This is a genomic window from Burkholderia sp. AU31624, assembly GCF_020420065.1.
Lineage (GTDB): Bacteria > Pseudomonadota > Gammaproteobacteria > Burkholderiales > Burkholderiaceae > Burkholderia.
The window spans coordinates 174,588-194,290 of sequence record NZ_JAIZRT010000009.1 but is presented as its reverse complement, the minus strand read 5'-3'; the positions used below and the strand labels follow the sequence as shown (position 1 = coordinate 194,290).

At 68.0% G+C, this 19,703-nt stretch carries 19 protein-coding genes; 13 read left to right on the top strand and 6 right to left on the bottom strand.

All coding sequences use genetic code 11. From position 1 onward, the window contains the following. Positions 1-105: 105 nt before the first annotated feature. Entirely contained in the window at positions 106-3,909 is a 3,804-nt protein-coding gene (locus LGM89_RS29745; RefSeq protein WP_226274815.1) for a DUF748 domain-containing protein, read from the top strand. 56 nt (positions 3,910-3,965) lie between these two features. On the opposite strand, the gene LGM89_RS29740 is transcribed toward LGM89_RS29745, so the two are convergent. Then, on the bottom strand, positions 3,966-4,190 hold the full coding sequence (locus tag LGM89_RS29740) for a hypothetical protein (protein ID WP_027790361.1): 225 nt from the start codon (positions 4,188-4,190) through the stop codon (positions 3,966-3,968). Positions 4,191-4,506: 316 nt separating this feature from the next. Here LGM89_RS29740 and LGM89_RS29735 point away from each other — a divergent pair, with 316 nt between their 5' ends. After that, on the top strand, positions 4,507-6,183 hold the full coding sequence (locus LGM89_RS29735; protein WP_264172691.1) for an alkaline phosphatase family protein: 1,677 nt from the start codon (positions 4,507-4,509) through the stop codon (positions 6,181-6,183). Positions 6,184-6,274: 91 nt separating this feature from the next. Here the strand turns inward: LGM89_RS29735 and LGM89_RS29730 are convergent, their stop codons facing one another. Continuing rightward, positions 6,275-7,171, bottom strand: coding sequence for a LysR substrate-binding domain-containing protein (locus tag LGM89_RS29730; RefSeq protein ID WP_226274813.1), 897 nt, complete (start codon positions 7,169-7,171; stop codon positions 6,275-6,277). Between the two features lie 161 nt (positions 7,172-7,332). Here LGM89_RS29730 and LGM89_RS29725 point away from each other — a divergent pair, with 161 nt between their 5' ends. The 7 genes from LGM89_RS29725 to LGM89_RS29695 all read left to right on the top strand — a co-directional run bounded on the left by LGM89_RS29725 (position 7,333) and on the right by LGM89_RS29695 (position 12,576). Further along, positions 7,333-8,184, top strand: a complete 852-nt coding sequence (locus LGM89_RS29725; RefSeq protein ID WP_226274812.1) for an ABC transporter permease — start codon at positions 7,333-7,335, stop codon at positions 8,182-8,184. Positions 8,185-8,191: 7 nt separating this feature from the next. Then, on the top strand, positions 8,192-9,235 hold the full coding sequence (locus LGM89_RS29720; protein ID WP_226274811.1) for an ABC transporter ATP-binding protein: 1,044 nt from the start codon (positions 8,192-8,194) through the stop codon (positions 9,233-9,235). A gap of 26 nt (positions 9,236-9,261) precedes the next feature. Continuing rightward, a complete protein-coding gene (locus LGM89_RS29715) occupies positions 9,262-10,350 on the top strand; it encodes an extracellular solute-binding protein (protein ID WP_226274810.1) in 1,089 nt (362 codons plus the stop codon). 10 nt (positions 10,351-10,360) lie between these two features. Continuing rightward, complete coding sequence (locus LGM89_RS29710; RefSeq protein WP_226274809.1) at positions 10,361-11,194, top strand: ABC transporter permease; 834 nt, start codon at positions 10,361-10,363, stop codon at positions 11,192-11,194. Further along, on the top strand, positions 11,187-11,720 hold the full coding sequence (locus LGM89_RS29705; protein ID WP_226207275.1) for a TIGR00725 family protein: 534 nt from the start codon (positions 11,187-11,189) through the stop codon (positions 11,718-11,720). Before LGM89_RS29710 ends, LGM89_RS29705 begins: the two co-directional genes overlap by 8 nt. A 122-nt stretch (positions 11,721-11,842) precedes the next feature. Beyond that, positions 11,843-12,037, top strand: coding sequence for a YqaE/Pmp3 family membrane protein (locus LGM89_RS29700; RefSeq protein ID WP_089459155.1), 195 nt, complete (start codon positions 11,843-11,845; stop codon positions 12,035-12,037). Positions 12,038-12,291: 254 nt separating this feature from the next. Next, on the top strand, positions 12,292-12,576 hold the full coding sequence (locus tag LGM89_RS29695) for a helix-turn-helix domain-containing protein (RefSeq protein ID WP_089459154.1): 285 nt from the start codon (positions 12,292-12,294) through the stop codon (positions 12,574-12,576). Positions 12,577-12,640: 64 nt separating this feature from the next. Here the strand turns inward: LGM89_RS29695 and LGM89_RS29690 are convergent, their stop codons facing one another. Continuing rightward, positions 12,641-13,546: a LysR substrate-binding domain-containing protein gene (locus LGM89_RS29690; protein WP_226274808.1), complete on the bottom strand. Its 906-nt coding sequence runs from the start codon at positions 13,544-13,546 to the stop codon at positions 12,641-12,643. A gap of 167 nt (positions 13,547-13,713) precedes the next feature. On the opposite strand from LGM89_RS29690, the gene LGM89_RS29685 reads away from it, so the two are divergent. Beyond that, entirely contained in the window at positions 13,714-14,325 is a 612-nt protein-coding gene (locus LGM89_RS29685; RefSeq protein WP_226207277.1) for a hypothetical protein, read from the top strand. 175 nt (positions 14,326-14,500) lie between these two features. Here LGM89_RS29685 and LGM89_RS29680 read toward each other — a convergent pair whose 3' ends face one another. The 3 genes from LGM89_RS29680 to LGM89_RS29670 are packed head-to-tail and all read right to left on the bottom strand — an operon-like array spanning position 14,501 to position 17,101. Next, positions 14,501-14,680: a hypothetical protein gene (locus tag LGM89_RS29680; RefSeq protein ID WP_226274807.1), complete on the bottom strand. Its 180-nt coding sequence runs from the start codon at positions 14,678-14,680 to the stop codon at positions 14,501-14,503. Then, positions 14,652-15,659, bottom strand: coding sequence for a cytochrome d ubiquinol oxidase subunit II (gene cydB / locus LGM89_RS29675; protein WP_226207278.1), 1,008 nt, complete (start codon positions 15,657-15,659; stop codon positions 14,652-14,654). Before cydB ends, LGM89_RS29680 begins: the two co-directional genes overlap by 29 nt. A gap of 29 nt (positions 15,660-15,688) precedes the next feature. Next, positions 15,689-17,101 carry a cytochrome ubiquinol oxidase subunit I gene (locus LGM89_RS29670; protein WP_089496050.1) on the bottom strand — a complete coding sequence of 471 codons (1,413 nt, stop codon included), beginning with the start codon at positions 17,099-17,101 and terminating at the stop codon, positions 15,689-15,691. 500 nt (positions 17,102-17,601) lie between these two features. Here LGM89_RS29670 and LGM89_RS29665 point away from each other — a divergent pair, with 500 nt between their 5' ends. From LGM89_RS29665 to ltaE, 3 genes are all read left to right on the top strand, one after another. Continuing rightward, positions 17,602-17,928: a hypothetical protein gene (locus LGM89_RS29665; RefSeq protein WP_039364383.1), complete on the top strand. Its 327-nt coding sequence runs from the start codon at positions 17,602-17,604 to the stop codon at positions 17,926-17,928. Between the two features lie 13 nt (positions 17,929-17,941). After that, positions 17,942-18,487: a YMGG-like glycine zipper-containing protein gene (locus tag LGM89_RS29660; protein ID WP_226274806.1), complete on the top strand. Its 546-nt coding sequence runs from the start codon at positions 17,942-17,944 to the stop codon at positions 18,485-18,487. A 176-nt stretch (positions 18,488-18,663) separates the two neighbouring features. Further along, positions 18,664-19,677, top strand: coding sequence for a low-specificity L-threonine aldolase (gene ltaE / locus LGM89_RS29655; RefSeq protein ID WP_226274805.1), 1,014 nt, complete (start codon positions 18,664-18,666; stop codon positions 19,675-19,677). Positions 19,678-19,703 lie beyond the last annotated feature (26 nt).

Here is a 19,703-nt window from a genome sequence, read left to right as displayed (position 1 = left end):
CCCGAACCTCGTCCCGTCCCCTCCTGAGCCTATACTTTCGGGATAGCGTGCGCGGCCGCCCGGTTCTCCGGCGCGGCCCGGCATTCCATCCCGAGGCATTCAAGCATGGCAAGCGCAGACAAAGAAACCGTACCCTCCACCCTCCATGCCCTCGGTGGCGTTGCACGTTCGCGCCGGGCCCGGCGCATCGGCATCGGCCTGCTGATCTTCATCGTTTTATTCGGACTGCTCGGGTTCTTCGCGGCGCCGCCGCTGATCCGCCATATCGCCGAACAGCAGTTGAGCAAGCAGCTCGACCGGCCCGCCACGATCCAGCGCATCGCGCTGAACCCCTACACGCTGAACCTCGAAGCCGACGGCATCCATCTCGGCGACAAAGGCGGCCAGGGCGACTTCATCGACATCGCGAAGCTCGTCGTGCGGCCGTCGTGGTCGTCGCTGTTTCGCGGCGCGCCGATCGTCAATGAAATCCGCCTCGACTCGCCGCGCTTTCATATCGTTCGCTACGACGCCCAACGCTTCAACTTCACCGACCTGATCGAGAAGTTCTCGACGCCGTCGCCGAAACCCGAAAGCAAGCCGACGCAGTTCTCGGTGTCGAACATCCAGGTCAACAACGGCCGGATCGATTTCGACGACCGTCTGCTGAACGAACAGCACGTCGTCGACAACTGGACGCTCGGCATTCCGTACATCGCGACGCTGGCCTCGAAGACCGACATCTTCGTCGAGCCGAAGCTGCGCGCCCGCTTCGACGGCAGCCCGATCGCGATCGACGGCAAGACCAAGCCGTTCGCGCAGTCGCGCGAATCGGAGATCGCGCTGAAATTCGACGGCCTCGACGTGCCGAAGCTGATCTCGTACGTGCCGGCGAAGCTGCCGGTGGCCGTGACGAGCGGCCTCTTGAGCAGCGACCTCGCGGTCAATTTCGTGATGAGCGGCGAGACGCCCGCGCTGCGCGTGTCGGGCACCGTCGACCTGAAGGACGCGAAGGTGACGGACCATGCGTCCGCGCCGCTGTTCGCCGCGCGCGGCGTGCACGTCGCGGCGGCCAGCCTCGAACCGCTGCGCAACGCGATGCATTTCGACGAAATCCGGATCGACCAGCCGGTGGTCGACCTGTCGCGCGACAAGCAGGGCGTGCTGAACGTCGAGAAGCTCGCCGGGCAGCCGGCAGCCGCATCGAAGCCCGCCGAAGGCAAGCCGGCGGCGTCGGGGGCCGCCGCCGCTTCCGCCGCTGCCGCAGCCACCGCCAGCGGCGCGAATGTCGAAGCTGCAACGAAGGAGGCGCCGCCGCTCGACCTGACGATCCGCCATTTCGCGATCGACGGCGGCACGGTCAACGTCGACGACCGCGTGCCGGCGACGCCGACCGCGCTGTCGCTCACGAAGCTCGCCGCGACGCTCGACGGCTTCACGATGCAGGGCAAGACGCCCGCGAAATACACGCTGTCGACGTCGCTGTCGCGCGGCGGCGACGTGACGGCCGAAGGCGCGTTCAATCTCGCGGAGAAGCAGGTCGAGAGCAAGCTGACGGTCGCCGCGCTCGCGCTGCCGGCGTTGCAGCCGTACCTCGGCGAGGCGACGCGGGCGCGCGTGCTCGACGGCACGCTCGGCGCGACCGTCAACGCGAAGGCCGACTGGGGCAAGACGCCGCTCGCCGCGCAGGTTGCCGACAGCACGGTCAGCCTGAAGTCGCTGAAGATCGCGACACCCGATGCGAAGGCGCCCGCGATCGTGCTGCCCGACGCGCACGCGAAGATCGCGAAGGTCGACGTGGCCACGCGCATCGCGGAGATCGCCAGCGTCGACGTCAGCGGGCTCGCGCTCGACGTGCAGCGCCTGAAGGACGGCAAGATCGACCTCGCGGCGCTGGCCGAACCCGCGCAGGCCGCGGTGCCGAAGCGCACGGTCGCGCGCAAGGCCGAGGCCGCCGCGCCGTCGTGGCATTACCGGATCGACGCGCTGAACGTGAAGGATTCCGCCGCGAACTTCACCGACCTGTCGACGCCGCGCCCGGTGAAGCTGGCGATCAAGCCGCTGGACCTGGCGGTGCAGAAGATCAGCGACGACCTGACCAGGCCGCTGCCCGTGCAACTGAAGGCGACGCTGAACCGCAAGGGTTCGCTGAACGTGACGGGCGACGTGACCGCGCAGCCGCTGAAGCTCGGCCTGAAGATCAACGGCAACCGCCTCGACGCGGCCGCGTTCGAGCCGTACTTCGGCAGCGCGCTGAACGCGACGATCGCCAGTGCGCTGCTCAACGCGCAGGGCAACCTGACGTTCGCGCAGGTGAAGGGCGCGCCGCGCGCGACCTATCGCGGCGATGTCGCGCTGGTCGACGTACGGATGCTCGACAAGGCGACCTCCGACCCGTTCGCGGGCTGGCGCTCGCTCGCGCTGACGAACCTGAAGGCGAACTACGACGAGAAGGGCACCGACGTCGATGCCGCGCGCGTGACGTTCTCGAACTTCTACGGCCGCGTGCTGCTCGACGCGCAGGGGCGGTTGAACCTGAAGGACGTGGTCGCGAAGGAAACGGGCCCCGCGCAGTCGCTCACGCGTGACGCGAGCAAGGGCGAGCCGGTGCCGTTGTCGCCGGGCGTGACGCCGCCGGCCGCCGCCCAGGCCGCGTCGGCCGCGGCCGCGCAGCAGGCGTTGGCACCGGCCGCCGCCTCGGCGACGGTGGTCGTGAAGGCCGCGCCGCCGCCGCAGAACCCGGTGCGCATGCATTTCGGCGAATTGCTGCTGCAGAACGGCCGCGTGACGTACACCGACAACTTCATCAAGCCGAACTACACGGCGAACCTCGTCGCGATCAAGGGCACGGTCGGCGCGTTCGGCACGGATTCGACGACGTCCGCGCCGGTCGACGTCGCCGCGAACCTCGCGGGCAACGGGCCGATCTCGATCAAGGGTTCGGTGAACCCGCTGATCGAGAAGCCGGCGCTCGACCTCACCGCGACCGCGCACGACATCGAGCTGACCAACCTGACGCCGTATTCCGCGAAGTACGCGGGCTACCCGATCACGAAGGGCAAGCTCAACGTCGACCTGCATTACGAACTGGCGAACGACCAGTTGAAGGCGAACAACCACATCTTCATCGACCAGCTCACGTTCGGCGACCATGTGGAGAACGACACGGCGACCCGGCTGCCGGTGAAGCTCGCGATCTCGCTGCTGAAGAACACGCGCGGCCAGATCGACGTGAACCTGCCGGTGTCGGGCTCGCTGTCGAATCCGGAGTTCAGCGTCGGCGGGCTGATCTGGCGCGCGGTGCTGAACCTGATCGCGAAGGCCGTCACGTCGCCGTTCTCGCTGCTCGCGCATGCGTTCGGCGGCGGCGGCGAGGATCTCGGCTACGTCGAATTCGCGCCGGGCTCGTACCAGCTCGACGACGCGCAGCAGAAGAAGCTCGACACCGTCGTGAAGATGCTGACCGAGAAGCCGTCGATCCGCCTCGACCTGATCGGCCGCGTCGATCCGGCGAAGGACACGTCGGGGCTCGGCGACGCGTACGTCGATCGGCTCGTGCGCCAGCAGAAGCTGAAGGACGTGGTCGGGCAGGGCGAGAGCATCGACCCGATGTCGGTGAAGGTCGAGCCGGCCGAGTACAGCAAGTACCTGACGCGCGCGTACAAGGCCGCCGACTTCAAGAAGCCGCGCAACGTGATCGGCCTGCAGAAGACGCTGCCCGACGCCGACATGAAAAAGGCGCTCGCCGAGCACGCGCCGGCCGACGACAACGCGCTGCGTGCGCTCGCGCAGCAGCGCGCGCAGGCCGTGCGTCAATACCTCGACGGGAAGATCGATTCGAGCCGCGTGTTCGTCGTCGCGCCGAAGCTCGATGCGAAGGGCATCGAGGACAAGGGCGCGACGACCCGCGTCGACTTCGGCCTGCAGTAAGCAGGCCATCCGCCGCCGCGTCCGTTCATCCGTTCGGGCGCGGCGGCGCGTTTCCTTCAGCGCGCGGCGATCGCCGGTTCCTCGCGCTTGCCCAGTTCCTTCTTGGCAGCCAGCGGCAGACGCGCGTCGTCCCACTGCGCCAGCCATTCGACTTCCTTCGCGGTGAACACCTGTCCGTAGTTGCGCAACGCGTACTGCAACGCGTCGACGACATGGTGGCGAATGATTTCGGGGGTGCGTGCATCGTCCAGCACGAACCGGAGGGCTTCCAGGGTCGACATACTCGTGCTCCGGGTCAGGGAAAACCCTTTATCACACGCCAATAGTCGCGCGCCAAGCCGGAAAAAAATCGTGCGGCCGATGACGTTGCCGGCGGTTTGACCGATGCACCGGTGTAGTGCCGGCAGGTGAGCGCGCCCGTCGCAATGTGCGCCAGGTCACCTTGCTTTGCGAATGATTCGCGTCACTTGCGATTGGTTACGTTTGATAGAAAACAGAAAGCCCCGCTTCATGCGAGCGACCCACGGCGCAGCCATAGTCTTGCGCGCCTGATGGCAAGTCACGCAGTTCAACGTCAATCGAAGAGGTGGGGTGATCATGTCTTTCCTTGGTAAGCAGCGGAAGGTGGTGGCGATGGTGGCGAGCGCGCTGGCGCTCGCCGGTGCGGGTGCGCACGCCGCGCAGCAGGACGACGACAGTCACGGCGAGGATCGCGGCCACGCGAGCCGTGTCGTGAAGCACGTGCTGCTGATCAGCGTCGACGGCCTGCACGAGCAGGATCTCGCGCGCTGCATCGGCGCGAACACGTGCCCGAACCTCGCGGTGCTCGCGCAGCACGGCGTGACGTACACGAATGCCTACACGCCGGGCCTGTCGGATTCGTTTCCGGGCCTCGCCGCGCTCGTGACGGGCGGCTCGCCGAAGACGGCCGGCCTGTTCTACGATGTGTCGTACGACCGCAACCTGTACGCGCCGGGCGACACGAGCTGCTCGGGCAAGCAGGGCTGGAACGTCGTGTTCGACGAGACGACCGGCATCGACGCCCAGAACGGCGGCGCGCTGGTCCACCTGAACGGCGGCGGCGCGTTCAACCCGCAGGCGATCCCGAACGCGAAGGTCAACGGCAAGTGCGTGCCGGTCTATCCGCACAACTACGTGAAGACCAACACCGTGTTCGAGGCCGTGAAGGCCGGCATCCCGAACGCGACCACCGCGTGGGCCGACAAGCACGCGTGGGGCTACGACTGGCTGAACGGGCCGTCGGGCACCGGCGTCGACGATCTGATGCGCACCGAGATCAACTCGATCGACCCGGTGACGAAGACGGACTACACCGACGTCTATTCGCATACCGCGCAGTTCGACAACCTGCACGTGCAGGCGCTGATCAACCAGATCAACGGCCGTGACTCGACGGGCACGAAGAGCGCGCCGGTGCCGACGCTGTTCGGCGGCAACTTCCAGACGCTCAGCGTCGCGCAGAAGGCGCCGGTTGCGAAGGGCGGCGGCTATCTCGATGCGAACTTCACGCCGAACGGCCAGGTCGCGAACGCGATCACGTACGTCGACAACTCGATCGGCCATATCGTCGCGGCGCTGAAGCAGGCGAACCTGTATGCGTCGACGGCCGTGATCGTCACGGCGAAGCATGGCCAGTCGCCGACCGATCGCACGAAGCTCGTGAAGAACGGCGACACGCTGACGAAGCTGCTCGAAGCGAACAATTACATCGACCCGAACGGCAACTTCGGCCAGAACAACACGAAGACGGGCAACCTGAACGACGGCTCCGGCCTGGTCGACACGGGCTTCGTGCAGACCGACGACGTCGGCCTGATCTGGCTGCGCGACCGCAATCAGCGCACGGCCGTGGTGCAGACGCTGAAGGCGAACCTCAGCTGCAACGCGCCGGGGATCTGCGCGGACGGCTCGCAGGCGTACATCCTGTATGGCGCGGCGCTCGCCGAGCGCTTCGGCGATCCGGCCAACGGCCGCACGCCGGACATCATCGTCCAGCCGAATCCGGGCGTGATCTACACGTCGAGCACGAAGAAGGACGAGGAGCACGGCGGCAACGCGCCGGACGACAGCCACCTCGGCCTGCTCGTGTCGTACCCGGGCCTGCATCGCGCACGCACGGTGACCGACACGGTCGGCACGAAGCAGGTCGCGCCGACGATCCTCGGGCTGCTCGGTGCGAACCCGCGCCTGCTGCATGCGGTGGTGGCCGAGAACACCGGCGTGCTGCCGGGGCTCGGTATCGATCGGCACTGACGACGGCTGCCGGACACCGCTGCCCGGCGGTGTCCGGTACGGCGGGACGCGCGGTCGAGCGCGTCCCGCCGCGTGACGCATGCGGGCCGGCTTACGCCGGCGCGCATTCGTCCAGCATCCATGCCCTGAAGTGCCGCAACGCTTCGCTCGTCTCGAGGCGCTCCGGCGCGTAGCACAGGTAGTGCCCCTGCGCGTCGACCTCGACGGGCGCATCGAACGGTTCGACGAGCGTGCCGGCCGCGAGATTGTCCGCGATCAGGAAACGCGGCACGAGCGCGAGCCCGAGTCCCGCCTGCGCGGCCTGGATCAGCACCGAATACTGTTCGAAGCGCGGCCCGGCGAGCGCATTCATCTGCGTCGCGCGATGGCGTTCCGCCCAGGCGGACCACGCGATTTCCGCCTGCTCGTGCACGAGGCGCGGCGCCGTGACGGCGTCGGCGGGCGTGCGCAACGCGTGCCGCTCGCCGAATTCGCGCGTACAGACCGGCACGAAGGTTCGCCCGTCCAGGTAATCGCTTCGCACCCCTTCCCATGCCCCGTCGCCGTAGCGGATCGCCGCGTCGAGCCCGAACGGAAAGATGTCGCCGTGCGCGAGATGGCGGCGAAAGCTCAGCGTGACGCCGGGCGCGACAGCCAGGAAACGCGAGAGCCGCGGTACGAGCCACTTGGTCGTAAACGTCGGCACGCTGGCGATCGTCAGCAGGTCGCCGTTTTCGCGCGCGCTCAGCAGTTCGATCGACGCGTTGCCGATCTCGCGCAGCGGGCCGGCGACGCGTGCGTGGTACACCTGTCCGGCACGCGTGAGCACGAGGCTGCGCCCCTCGCGGGCGAACAGCTTCACGCCGAACAGCGCCTCGAGATTCGCGATCTGCCGGCTGACCGCGCTGGGCGTCAGGCCCAGTTCGCGGGCCGCGTAGGAGAAATTCAGATACTTCGCAGAACAGGTGAATGCGTGCAGTTCCGAGACGTTCGGATACAGGTGCTTCATCGCGACTATTCCTTCGGCGCACAGATCGATGCGGGCTTTGTACGTTTTTTTCATGACGATGCCATGTCGGATCCGCACACTGCGGGCATCCAGAAAACGCGTGACAGCCCCGCCCGGTGGGCGTTGCGCGGTGTCTTCGTCTCTTGTCCGCGAGTGTTTTCATGCCTGCGTCTACCGCCCCGGCCCTGGCCGATGGTGTTCCGATTTCGCGTAACAGGCCGGTGCGCCCGCGTGCCGGACGCTTCCTGCTGCACGCGCTCGTCGCGGTGTTCGGGCTCTACCTGTTGCTGCCGATCGCGCTGCTGCTGATCGGCTCGGTCGGCCAGTCGTGGACCAACACGCTGCTGCCGACCGGCTTCACCTGGCACTGGTTCGCCGATCTCGCCGGAAATCGCAGCTTCACCCGCGCATTCGGCGTGAGCCTGACGGTGGCGCTGGAGTGTTGCGCGCTGAACGCCGCGGTCGGCCTGCCGCTCGCGTATGCGCTGCATCACCGTGCGCAGGCCGGGCGCGGCATGGCGACGCGCATCGTGATGCTGATGCCGGTGGCCGTGCCCGCGCTGACGCTCGGCTTCGGCTATATCGCGATCTTCAGCGGCGACACGCTGCCATGGCTCGGCACGCTGCCGCTGATGATCGGGGCCCACGCGGTGCTGACGCTGCCGTACCTGCTGCAGACGCTGCTCAGCGATCTGCGCCACCTCGGGCTCGCGCGCCTCGAGGCCTGCGCGGCGACGCTCGGCGCGACGCCGCTGCGCCAGTTCGTCACGATCGTGCTGCCGAACCTGCGGCATAGCCTGTTTTCGGGGCTCGTGATGGTGGCCGCGCTGTCGATCGGCGAATTCCAGATCTCGAACCTGATCGCTGGCTTTCGCTATCGCAACTATCCGGTCGTGCTGCTGCAGGCGTTCTACGGCGCGTCGGGGATGGCGTGTGCGGCGACCGTCGTGCTGCTCGTCCTCGCCGTGCTCGCGACGCTCGTATCGGTCGGCACCGTGCAACGTATGAAGTGAGTCCGTCATGAGTCTCGAGTTCGAACACGTCAGTTTCCAGTACCCCGGCGCGCGACACGGCGTCGACGACGTCACGCTGTCCGCCGCGCAAGGCGAGCTGCTCGCGGTGATGGGGCGCAGCGGCTCCGGCAAGTCCACGCTGCTGCGGCTCGCGGCCGGCCTGCTCGACGGCGGCAGCGGCCGCATCGCGATCGGCGGCGTCGACATGGCCGGCGTGCCGGTGTGGCGGCGCGAGGTCGGCATGGTGTTCCAGCACTACGCACTGTTCCCGAACCTGTCGGTGGCGGACAACGTCGCGTACGGGCTGAAAATGCGCGGCGTCACGGCCGATGCGCGGCGGCAGCGTGCGCGTGACATGCTCGAGCGGGTCGGCCTGGCGGCGCATGCGGAACGCGGCATCGCGATGCTGTCCGGCGGGCAGCAACAGCGCGTCGCGCTCGCGCGTGCGCTCGTGATCGAGCCGAAGCTGCTGCTGCTCGACGAGCCGCTGGCGGCGCTCGATGCCGGCATCCGCCATCAGCTGCGCGACGAGATTCGCGCGCTGCAGCGCGCGTGCGGCGCGACGACGCTGCTCGTCACGCACGACCAGGACGAGGCGCTGAGCATGGCCGACCGCGTCGCGATCGTCGACGGCGGGCGCGTCCTGCAGGTCGGCGCGCCGCGCGACCTGTACGAGCGGCCTGTGTCCGCGCGGGTCGCGCGCTTCGTCGGGCATTCGACGCTGCTGCGCGGCCGCGTGACCGCGCCCGACACGGTCGACGTGCGGTTCGCGACGCTGCGCGTCGAGACCGGCGCGCACCGGCCGGGCGCCGAGGTCGAGGTGCTGGTGCGGCCCGAGCACGTGGAGGCCGATCCGCCGGCGCACGGCGTGAACTGCATCGACGGCGCGCCGGGCGACGTGCGCTACTTCGGCGCGACGCAACGCTACGACTTCATTCCCGCCGGCTCGGCCGACCCGCTGCTGTGCGAAGGCCGCGTGCCGGCCAGCCGGCGGATCGCGATCGACCCGCGCCATCTGCTCGTGCTGCCGGCCGCGCCGGCCGCGCAATGACCCCTTTCATTCAACGGAGATCCCCGATGCTTGCAGGCCACCCTCTTGTGAAGACCCTACGCGCCGGCGTGCTGGCGCTCTGCACGTTCGCGGCGCTGGCTGCCGTGCCGGCGCACGCCGCGCCGCTGTATCCGGGCGAGGACGCGCTGTATGCGAAGGCCGCCGACGAAGGGCTCGTCGTCTCGTTCGACACGGGCCCCGAATGGGCCAACTGGAAGGCGCTGTTCGCCGAGTTCCGCAAGCGCTATCCGAAGGTCGAGATCACCTACAACGACATCGGCTCGGCCGCGACCGTGGTGTCGCTCGACAAGTCGCGCCGCCGTCCGCAGGCCGATACCGCGTACTACTTCGCCGCGTCGGCGCTCGACGCCGAAAGCAAGGATGTCGTCGCGCCGTTCAAGCCGGTCAACTTCGACAAGCTGCCGGACGTGTTTCGCTCGGCGGACGGCCGCTGGTTCGCGGTGCACTCGCTGAACATCGCGTTCCTCGTCAACCGCAAGCTCGTGAAGGACGTGCCGCAGCGCTGGTCCGACCTGCTGAAGCCGGCGTATCGCAACGCGGTCGTCTATCTCGACCCGCGTTCGACCGGGCAGGGGCAGGTCGCCGTGTTCGCGGCCGCGTATGCGAACGGCGGCAGCGTCGAGAACCCGAAGCCCGGCACGGAATTCTTCGGCAAGCTGAAGCGCGCGGGCAACGTGCTGCGCGTCGAAGGCACGACGCCTTACGCGAAGTTCGTGAAGGGCGAGATCCCGATCCTGATCGGCTACGAGAACGACGGCCTGAAGGCGAAGTACGTCGACGGCATGGGTGACGCGGCCGACGTCGTGATTCCGCAGGACGGCAGCGTATCGGCGCCGTATGCGATGAGCCTCGTGAAGAACGGCCCGAACCCGTCCGCCGCGCAGCTCTGGCTCAACCTGGTGATGAGCGACGCCGGTCAGGCGCTGTTCGCGCAGGGCTTCGTGCGGCCGGCCGTGCCCGGCACGCCGGTCGCGCCGGATGTCGCGGCGAAGCTGCCGAAGGCGCCGCAGGTGCGTCCGCTCGACGTGGCGAAGGCGGCCGCACGCAAGGCCGAGATCGACCAGCTCTGGTCGCAAGCGACGCTCGGTCAGTAAGGGGCACACGATGCAGACCTCCCTGGCGGAACGCGGTGTGCTGCGCCGCTTCGGCGCGGTGCCGGCGGCGGTATTGCTGGCGGTGTGCTTCGCGCTGCCGCTCGCCGCGCTCGTCGGCTCGGCGTTCACGGACGGCGGCCGTGCGTTCGGCGTGGTGCTGCACGATCCGCTCGTCGCCGATGCGATCGCGCATTCGCTGGCGCTGGCGGTGGGCGCCGGCACGCTGTCGGTCGGCATCGGCGTGCCGGTCGCGTTCGCGCTGGCGGGGCAGTCGCCTGCCCGCCGCCACTGGTCGCTCGCGCTGCTCGGCGTGCCGCTCGCGTTCTCCGGGCTCGTGATCGCGTACGGCTTCATCCTCGCGTTCGGCCGCGCGGGCTTCGTCACCACGCTCGCGGCGTCGCTGGGCGCGGACCCGACCGTGCTCGGCGGCGCGATCTACACGATGCCGGGGCTGGCGGTCGCGTATGCGTATTACCTGATCCCGCGGGTCGCGCTGATGATCTACCCGGCGCTCGCGAATCTCGACCGGCGGCCGCTCGAGGCGGCACTGACGCTCGGCGCGCGCCCGTGGCGTGCGTGGCTCGACGTCGCGTGGCGCGAACTGTGGCCGTCGGTCGCGTCCGCGTGGTGCCTCGTCACGGCGATCGCGCTCGGCACCTACGGCACGGCGCTCGCGCTGGCCGGCACGCAGATCAACATCCTGCCGCTGCTGATGTATCTGAAGCTGTCGGACGGGCAAACCGATTTCTCGCAGGCGGCGGTGCTGTCGATCGTGCTGACGGCGATCTGCACCTGCGTTCTTGCGTTGGGAGAAGGCCTTGTACGGCAACGACGTCATGGATGAGTGGTCGGAAGCGGCGTGCGACGCGCTGGCGCAACTCGCGCAACGGCAGCGCGGCGCGCGGCGGCATCGCATGCCGGTCGGCGTGATCGGTCCGCGCGAGGCGACCGACGAACAGATGCGGGTCGCGCAGCGGATCGCGCACGCGCTCGCGGCGGCGGGTGTCGCCATCGTCGGCGGGGGCAAGCAGGGCGTGATGGAGGCGGCCGCGCGCGGCGTGCATGCGGCCGGCGGGTGCGCGATCGGGTTGCTGCCGGAAGACGATGCGACGCTCGCGAATCCCTACCTGAGCGTCGCGCTGCCGACCGGGCTCGGCATCACGCGCAACGCACTGGTCGCGCGTGCGTCGCTGTGCCTGATCGCGGTCGGCGGCGGGCTCGGCACGCTGTCCGAGATCGCGCTCGGGTTGCAGTGGGGCAAGCCGGTGTTCGCGATTTGCGACGCGCCGCGCGTGGCGGGCGCCGAATGCTTCGACGAAGCGGATCCGCTCGTGGCGCGGGTCGCGCGGTGGCTGGCCGACGCGGCTTAGGTCGATGGGATGAGGTTGAGGCTTCTCGTCCGGGGATCGCCGGCAGCGGACTTGAAATGGCGCGGGCAACTCGCCATATTGGCGATGCATGAACCTTCAACGACGCCTCGAAAGGAGTCCAGATGCGCCTTTTGCTTGCCCTGCTGTTGCCGTGGTTCCAGTTCTTCACGATCGGCCGCCCGATCGCCGGGATCATCTGCCTGATCCTGCAACTCACGATCGTCGGCTGGCTGCCGGCCGCGATCTGGTCGGTGTATGCGCTGAGCCAGTACAAGACCGATCGGAAGATCGAGGCGGCGCTGCGCGAGCGGCGATAGGTCGTTGAACGAGAATCCGAGCGCTTTCAGCACTGCCTGAAGTAACGGCAAGGATTCATGTTTCGGCAGAAATCTACATAAGTTGTATGTGCTATTCGTTGCAATTTGTATAGATTTCCAACGAAATGACGGTATTTCCAATAATTGACGACTTCTGATTTCAAGCTGGAGCACGATGTCCATGCCTTTCTGAAGCCGGGGCTCGAGCGGCTGGCGCGTGAGCGGGATGCGTTGCGCTAGGCACGGGTGACGCAATGGACAAACGCTATAACGCGCTGCCGCTTCCCGAACAGCTTTCGCTCCGACGACAAGCGATCGAAGACGTGCTCGCGCATCCCGAGTGGTCGTTGCGCGAATCGGTACGTCATCTGAAGAAGGCGATGCGGCTGACCAGCGCGGAAATGGCCAAGCTCGCCGGTGTGTCGACGAAGACGATTCAGGATATCGAGCAAGGCCGCAGCGACGGGACGGTACAGACGATGAACCGCATCTTCGGCATGCTGGGATTGAAGCTCGGTGTGGTGCGACAGAACGCCTAGCTGGACGTGACGGTGCAGCCGCCTTGGGCTGCTTCATCGGTTCCTGCTTTCTACCCCTCGCCGGCTATCCCGGCGGCGCCCCCTCCAGCGCCTCCGCCCGCGCGAACAGCCAGTCGACGAACGTGCGCAGCGACGGATCGTCGTCGTCGCGATACAGGCAATGAAACGGCGGCGCTTCCAGGTGGACTTCCGGAAACAGCGCGACGAGCCGCCCTTGCTCGATGTCGTCGCGCACCACTGCACGCGGCGCGAGGCACACGCCGAGCCCGCTTGCCGCAGCCTTGATCATCAGGAAGAACTCGCGATAGAACGGCCCGCGCAGCGTCTCGGTGACGACCGAGCCCGCCTGGTGGAACCAGTATTGCCACGCCTGCGGCAAACCCGCGTAATGCAGCAGCGGCGCGCTGCGCAGGTCGGCCGGCGTGCGCGCCTGGTCGAGCACCGGGTGGCCCGGCGCGCACACCGGCACCGCGACGGTCGCGAGCAGCGGCCGCGACACGAACCCCTTGCGGCGCAGCTCCGGTGTATAGCGACGAACCACGATGTCGCAGGTTTCGTCGAACTGGTCGCGCTCGTTGTCGGGCGTCGTGACGAGTTGCACGTCGATGTCCGGATGGTCGGCATGGAACGCAGCCAGTTGCGTGAGCAACCATCCGTGCGCGAACGAGACGGACGTGTTGATCCGCACCGGATGGCCGCCGCCGGGTTCGAACATCTGCCCCGTCGCCTGAGCGAGCCGGCCGAGGCAGCTCGCGACGTCGACGAGGTAATGCCGCGCGCGTGGCGTGAGCCGCAACGAGCGTCCGTCGCGCTCGAACAGCTTCTGCCCGAAGAACGATTCGAGCACGCGGATCTGCTGCGCGACCGCGCTCTGGGTCACGTTCAGCTCGTCGGCGGCGAGGGTGAGGCTCTGCAGGCGGCCGGCAGCTTCGAAGCTGCGCAGCGCGTTCAGGGGCGGCAATCGGCGCATCGTGAGATCGCGAAGAAAAGCTACACAGTGGGTCAAAAAATGTCGTTTGTGGCGGTCGGGGCGTGTCCCTATGATGGCGCCGACAGGAGAACACCGCGATGACGATCATAGCGCCACCCGATTGCCGATCAACCGTAATTCGCCGCCGACTTCGCGCCCGGCGCGCGATGCGTCGCGAGGCAGCGGTGCCGCCGGCGCGCGGCCGCGGCGCGCTGGCGCTCGCCTGTGCCGGGCTGCTCGCGCTACTGGCCGGATGTGCGTCGAAGCCGGAGAACGAACGCCAGATCGGCAGCGGGGGATCGCTGGTGCGCTACAGCTCGAGCCAGACCGAAGTCGACCTGTCCGAAAGCGAGCAGCAGACGCTGCGCATGATGACCGATCGCCGCTATGCCGGTGCGACGCAGGGGCGCGCACTCGACGCGGTGGCCGGCGTGCTGCGCGCGCAGGGTTATGCGCCGGTGACGGTCGATCGCGATTCGGGGCTGATCGAGGGTGGGCGCAGCGGTACGCTGATTCCGAAGTGGCGGCAACTGCTGCGCGGCGCGCTGAAGGCGCGCATCGGCGGCTTGCCCGCGAAGCCGGATCACGAGCGGATTGCCGCCGTCGTCACGGTTCGCGTGACGGCGACACACGACGCGATCGTGCGTGCGCGATTCGACCGCACGGTATGGGACAGCAACGGCGACTCGCGGATGAAGACCATCGTCGAGCCCGATTACTACCAGACCTTCTTCAGCGCGATGGACAAGGCGATGTGCACGACGTCGTGCGAGCGGTGAGCGGCACGCAGGTGCCGGCGCCGGGAGCGCAAGGGGGAGCGGGAGCGGAGTGCGCGCCGCCGCCCGGAGAATGGCCACGGATGCTGGCGCGTCGCCCGGTGCATCCGGCCGAAGCGGCAGCCGTCGACGAGAAAACGGCTGCCCGGATCGTCGCTCGACCCGGCAGCCGCTTCGCCTACTTCACCGCAAACAGCGTCAGGTTCATGAAGATCTTGAACGCATAGCCGAGCGTGACGGCGCCGAGCACGCCGCCCGCCCACAGGACGACGAACCACATCCAGCCGCGCATGCGCGGCTTCGGCGCAGCGGGCTGGCGATCGGCGGAATCAGTGGTGGTAGTAATGCTGGTCTTCATGGCGCACCTTGCCTCGGAATACCCAGTAACCCATCGTCGTGTAGGCGATGATGATCGGGAGGATAACCGCTGCGCCGACCAGCGTGAAGGTCTGGCTGGAACGCGGTGCCGCGGCTTCCCAGATCGTCATCGTCTGGGGAATCGCATACGGGAACAGCGTGACGAGCAGGCCGACGTAGCCGAGCAGCACGAGCGCCAGCGCGAGCACGAACGGCGTCATGTCGTGCCGGGCGCGCACCGCGCGGCGCATCCATACCGCGCACGCGGCGACCAGGAACGGCACCGGCAGCAGGCGCCAGAACAGCCCCGAGTCGAACCAGCGCTGCGCGATGGCCGGATCCTGCAGCGGCGTCCACAGGCTGACGACCGCGATGAAGCCGAGCAGCACGACCGTCAGCGGCCACACGACGCGATGCAGGCGCCGCTGCAGGTCGCCTTCCGTCTTCGCGACGAGCCAGCAGCAGCCGAGCAGCGCATAGGTCACGATCAGGCCGAGGCCGGTCAGCAGGCTGAACGGCGTGAGCCAGTCGAAGGGGTCGCCCGCGAATACGCCGTCCTTCACGTTGATGCCTTGAAGGAACGCGCCGAGCGCGATCCCCTGGAAGAACGTCGCGCCGGCCGAGCCGCCGATGAACGCGAGATCCCACAGCTGCTTCGTGCGCCGCGCCTTCGCGCGGATCTCGAACGACACGCCGCGGAAGATCAGGCACACCAGCATGAAGATCAGCGGCAGGTACAGCGCCGACAGCACGGTCGAATAGACGACCGGAAACACCGCGAACAGCCCGGCGCCGCCGAGCACGAGCCACGTCTCGTTGCCGTCCCACACGGGTGCGACGGTGTTCATCATCAGGTCGCGTTCCTTCTCGTCCGGGAAGAACGGGAAGACGATGCCGATGCCGAGGTCGAAGCCGTCGAGCACGACGTACATGAAGAGCCCTAATGCGATGATCGCGGCCCAGATTACGGTGACGTCCATAGTTTTCTCGTATGCGAAATGGGGTGGGCTCAGACGGTCTCGAGCGGCTCGTCGACGGCCGACATCGGGCGGCGCGCGGTGTGGTCGGGGCGCGTGTCGGGCGTGTCGTCGTGCTTCACGTCGGGCAGCGCGGGGCCGGCCTTCATCAGCTTCAGCATGTAGTACACGCCGGTGCCGAACACGAGGAAGTACACGATCACGAACGTCATCATCGACAGGCTGACCTGCTGCACCGACAGCGGCGACACCGCATGCGCGGTGCGCATCACGCCATACACGACCCACGGCTGGCGGCCCGCTTCGGTCGTCACCCAGCCCGCGAGCAGCGACACGAAGCCGGTCGGGCCCATCACGAGCGCGAAGCGCTGGAACCACTTCGATTCATACAGGCGGCCGCGGCGGCGCAGGAACCACGCGAGCGCGGCGAGGCCGATCATCGCGAAGCCGAGGCCGACCATGATGCGGAAGCTCCAGAACACGACCGTCGAATTCGGGCGATCTTCCGGCGGGAATTCCTTCAGGCCGCGGATCTCCCCGTCCCAGCTGTGCGTGAGGATCAGGCTGCCGAGGTGCGGCACCTTCACCGCGTAGCGGGTCGTTTCCGCCTTCATGTCAGGGATGCCGAACAGGTTGAGCGCGGTACCGCCCTTTTCCGTTTCCCACAGCCCTTCGATCGCGGCGATCTTCGCGGGCTGGTGCTTCAGCGTGTTGATGCCGTGCTGGTCGCCGATCAGGGCCTGCAGCGGCGCGAGTACCAGCAGCAGCCACAGCGCCATCGAGAACATCTTCTTCACGCCCTTGTCGCGGCGGCCCTTCAGCAGGTGCCAGGCGCCGGTCGCGGCCACCACGAGCGCGGCGACGATGAACGCGGCGATCGCCATGTGGAACAGGCGGTACGGGAACGACGGGTTGAAGATGATCGCGAACCAGTCGGTCGGCACGACGCGGCCGTCGACGATCTCGAAGCCCTGCGGCGTCTGCATCCAGCTGTTCGACGCGAGAATCCAGAACGTCGAGATCAGCGTGCCGATCGCGACCATCAGCGTCGCGCCGAAGTGCGCGCGCGGGCTCACGCGGTTCCAGCCGAACAGCATGATGCCGAGGAAGCCGGCCTCGAGGAAGAACGCGGTCATGACCTCGTACATCAGCAGCGGCCCGGTGACGGCGCCGGCGAAGCTCGAGAAGCCCGACCAGTTCGTGCCGAACTGGTAGCTCATCACGACGCCGGAGACGACGCCCATCCCGAACGCGACCGCGAAGATCTTCGACCAGAACAGGCAGAGGGTTTTGTAGTACTGCTTGCCGGTTTTCAGCCAGCGATATTCGAGCACGGCGATGAAGCTGGCGAGGCCGATGCTCAGCGCCGGAAAGACGATGTGAAAGGAGACGGTGAACGCGAATTGCAGGCGGGCCAGATCGAGGGCCGAAAGAGCGGTGTCCATACCAGTTGACCGAGGCTGACGATACCCGCCGGCGGGTGCCGGCGGACCCCGGCGGACGGGCGTCGGGGTTGGCTGGAGTATGGGCCGCGATGTTGCACCGCGAAATGCGCCAACTCGTCGCAGATGTCCAGCCCGTCGCGCGCATTTCCTGGGTAAATCGTTGATTCGTATCAAGAAGGCTGCTTGCGGCGCGCGCGGCCGCGGCGTGGCGGTCTGACGCACGTGCGGCAATATGGCGCGTCGCGTCATCGGAACGGTTCGAGGCGGATGCAAATGCCGCGTGACGCCCCGCATCACGGCGCCCGCGCGGCCGAACCGTTTCAGTGCGTTATCGCGTAACGCAAGCGGTCGTGCCGGCGGGCCGCGGCCGATGGGGTCTGTCACATGGGTAACGCCGCGCAACATGGGCGCGCCGGCCCGTAATGGATGACGGATCGCGCGCGGCGTAGCGTTCGGGATGTCGGGTTCGCATCGACGAACCGCCAGCCGGAGAACGTGACGTGAATGGATTGAAGCTCGCACTGGGCGCGGTGGCCGCAGTGGCGATCGCGACGGGCGGCGTGGCGCATGCCGCTCGGGTCGGAGTCTATATCGGCCCCGGCTACCCGTATTACTACCCCGTCGTCCCCGCGCCTTACTACTACCCGCCGCCCGTCGTTGCCGTGCCCGTCGATCCGGGGCCGCCGCCCGAGTACGTCGAGAAGGGCCAGCCGCAGGACGAAGGCGACGCGAACCTCTGGTACTACTGCGACGCGTCGAAGCATTACTACCCGTATGTGAAGACCTGCAAGTCGGGCTGGCGATCGGTGCCGGCGCGGCCGCAGTGACGGAGGCGCGACGATGAAATCCGTATTTCGACCGCTGCGCGTGCCGGCCGCGCTGGCGCTGGCCGGCCTGCTCGGCGCGTGCGCATACATGCCGACCGGGCCGAGCGTGATGGCGCTGCCGGGCACCGGCAAGTCGTTCGACCAGTTCCGCGCCGACGATGCGAACTGCCGTCAATACGCGTTCCAGCAATCGGGCGGCGTGAGCGCCGGGCAGGCGTCGACCGCGAGTGCGGTCGGCAGCGCGGCCGTCGGCACCGCACTGGGTGCGGCGGCCGGCGCGGCGTTCAACGGCGGCACGGGTGCGGCCGTCGGCGCGGGCGCGGGGCTGCTCGCGGGCAGCGTGGTCGGCGCCGGTGCCGCGCAAGGCTCGGCCTACGACATCCAGCGCCGCTACGACTATGGCTACCTGCAATGCATGTACGCGACCGGCAACCGCGTGCCGGTGCCGGGCGGGATGAGCGGCGGCGGTGGTTATGGCGGGGGCGGATACGGCGGTGCGCCGCGCGCGGCGCCGCCGATGCCGCCGGCGGGCGTTCAACCGCCGCCGCCGCGCTACTGACGGCGGCCCGGGCGGCGTCGTACGGCATGGCGCGCACGTGCGCCGGGTGCGCCAGACGCGCCGTGCGCGCATCGACCGTCGATACGCACACGCTGCATGAATTGCGTACACTCTGAGTCTCGTTTCGGCAGGGCCGGGCGCATCGGTTCCGGTCCGCGTTTACCCAGGACTCAGCGATGATCGATTTACGCAGCGATACCGTGACACGTCCGAGCCAGGCAATGCTGGCCGCGATGACTGCCGCCGAAACCGGCGACGACGTATGGGGTGACGACCCGACCGTGCTGCGCCTGCAGGCGGTGACGGCCGAGCGGGCCGGCAAGGAAGCCGGCCTGTTCTTCCCGAGCGGCACGCAGAGCAACCTGGCCGCGCTGATGGCCCATTGCGAGCGCGGCGACGAATACATCGTCGGCCAGCTCGCGCACACCTACAAGTACGAAGGCGGCGGCGCGGCCGTGCTCGGCAGCATCCAGCCGCAGCCGATCGAGAACGCACCGGACGGCACGCTGCCGCTCGCGAAGATCGCCGCGGCGATCAAGCCGCTCGACAACCACTTCGCCCGCACGCGCCTGCTCGCGCTCGAAAACACGATCGGCGGCCAGGTTTTGCCGGCAGGCTACGTGCAGGAAGCCACCGCGTTCGCGCGCAGCCGCGGGTTGTCGCTGCACCTCGACGGCGCACGCGTATGCAACGCGGCCGTCGCGTCGGGGCGTTCGATCGCCGAGCTGGGCGCGCCGTTCGACAGCGTGTCGATCTGCTTCTCGAAAGGGCTCGGCGCGCCGGTCGGCTCGGTGCTGGTCGGCAACCGTGCGCTGATCGAGCGCGCGCAGCGCTGGCGCAAGGTGCTCGGCGGCGGGATGCGGCAGTCGGGCATTCTCGCGGCGGCCTGCCTGTATGCGCTCGACCACAATGTCGAGCGGCTCGCGGACGATCACGCGAATGCCGCGCATCTCGCCGAAGGCCTCGCGCGGATCGACACCGTGAAGGTGCTGTCGCACGCGACGAACATGGTGTTCGCGCAATTCCCCGAAGCCGATTGCGCGCCGCTCGAGGCGTGGCTCAAGGAACGCGGGATTCTCACGCAGATGCTGTACGCGTCGCGCTTCGTCACGCACTGCGACGTATCGCGCGCGGACATCGATACGTTCATCGACGCGGTCGGTGCGTATTTCGCGCAACGCCGCGCGTAAGGGGGAATGCGCCGGCCGGCGGGGAC

Coding starts and splice junctions, on each gene's coding strand:
- LGM89_RS29745 (WP_226274815.1), top strand. CDS start 106: ATGGCAAGCGCAGACAAAGAAACCGTACCCTCCACCCTCCATGCCCTC.
- LGM89_RS29740 (WP_027790361.1), bottom strand. CDS start 4,190: ATGTCGACCCTGGAAGCCCTCCGGTTCGTGCTGGACGATGCACGCACC.
- LGM89_RS29735 (WP_264172691.1), top strand. CDS start 4,507: ATGTCTTTCCTTGGTAAGCAGCGGAAGGTGGTGGCGATGGTGGCGAGC.
- LGM89_RS29730 (WP_226274813.1), bottom strand. CDS start 7,171: ATGAAGCACCTGTATCCGAACGTCTCGGAACTGCACGCATTCACCTGT.
- LGM89_RS29725 (WP_226274812.1), top strand. CDS start 7,333: ATGCCTGCGTCTACCGCCCCGGCCCTGGCCGATGGTGTTCCGATTTCG.
- LGM89_RS29720 (WP_226274811.1), top strand. CDS start 8,192: ATGAGTCTCGAGTTCGAACACGTCAGTTTCCAGTACCCCGGCGCGCGA.
- LGM89_RS29715 (WP_226274810.1), top strand. CDS start 9,262: ATGCTTGCAGGCCACCCTCTTGTGAAGACCCTACGCGCCGGCGTGCTG.
- LGM89_RS29710 (WP_226274809.1), top strand. CDS start 10,361: ATGCAGACCTCCCTGGCGGAACGCGGTGTGCTGCGCCGCTTCGGCGCG.
- LGM89_RS29705 (WP_226207275.1), top strand. CDS start 11,187: ATGGATGAGTGGTCGGAAGCGGCGTGCGACGCGCTGGCGCAACTCGCG.
- LGM89_RS29700 (WP_089459155.1), top strand. CDS start 11,843: ATGCGCCTTTTGCTTGCCCTGCTGTTGCCGTGGTTCCAGTTCTTCACG.
- LGM89_RS29695 (WP_089459154.1), top strand. CDS start 12,292: ATGGACAAACGCTATAACGCGCTGCCGCTTCCCGAACAGCTTTCGCTC.
- LGM89_RS29690 (WP_226274808.1), bottom strand. CDS start 13,546: ATGCGCCGATTGCCGCCCCTGAACGCGCTGCGCAGCTTCGAAGCTGCC.
- LGM89_RS29685 (WP_226207277.1), top strand. CDS start 13,714: ATGCGTCGCGAGGCAGCGGTGCCGCCGGCGCGCGGCCGCGGCGCGCTG.
- LGM89_RS29680 (WP_226274807.1), bottom strand. CDS start 14,680: ATGAAGACCAGCATTACTACCACCACTGATTCCGCCGATCGCCAGCCC.
- cydB (WP_226207278.1), bottom strand. CDS start 15,659: ATGGACGTCACCGTAATCTGGGCCGCGATCATCGCATTAGGGCTCTTC.
- LGM89_RS29670 (WP_089496050.1), bottom strand. CDS start 17,101: ATGGACACCGCTCTTTCGGCCCTCGATCTGGCCCGCCTGCAATTCGCG.
- LGM89_RS29660 (WP_226274806.1), top strand. CDS start 17,942: ATGAAATCCGTATTTCGACCGCTGCGCGTGCCGGCCGCGCTGGCGCTG.
- ltaE (WP_226274805.1), top strand. CDS start 18,664: ATGATCGATTTACGCAGCGATACCGTGACACGTCCGAGCCAGGCAATG.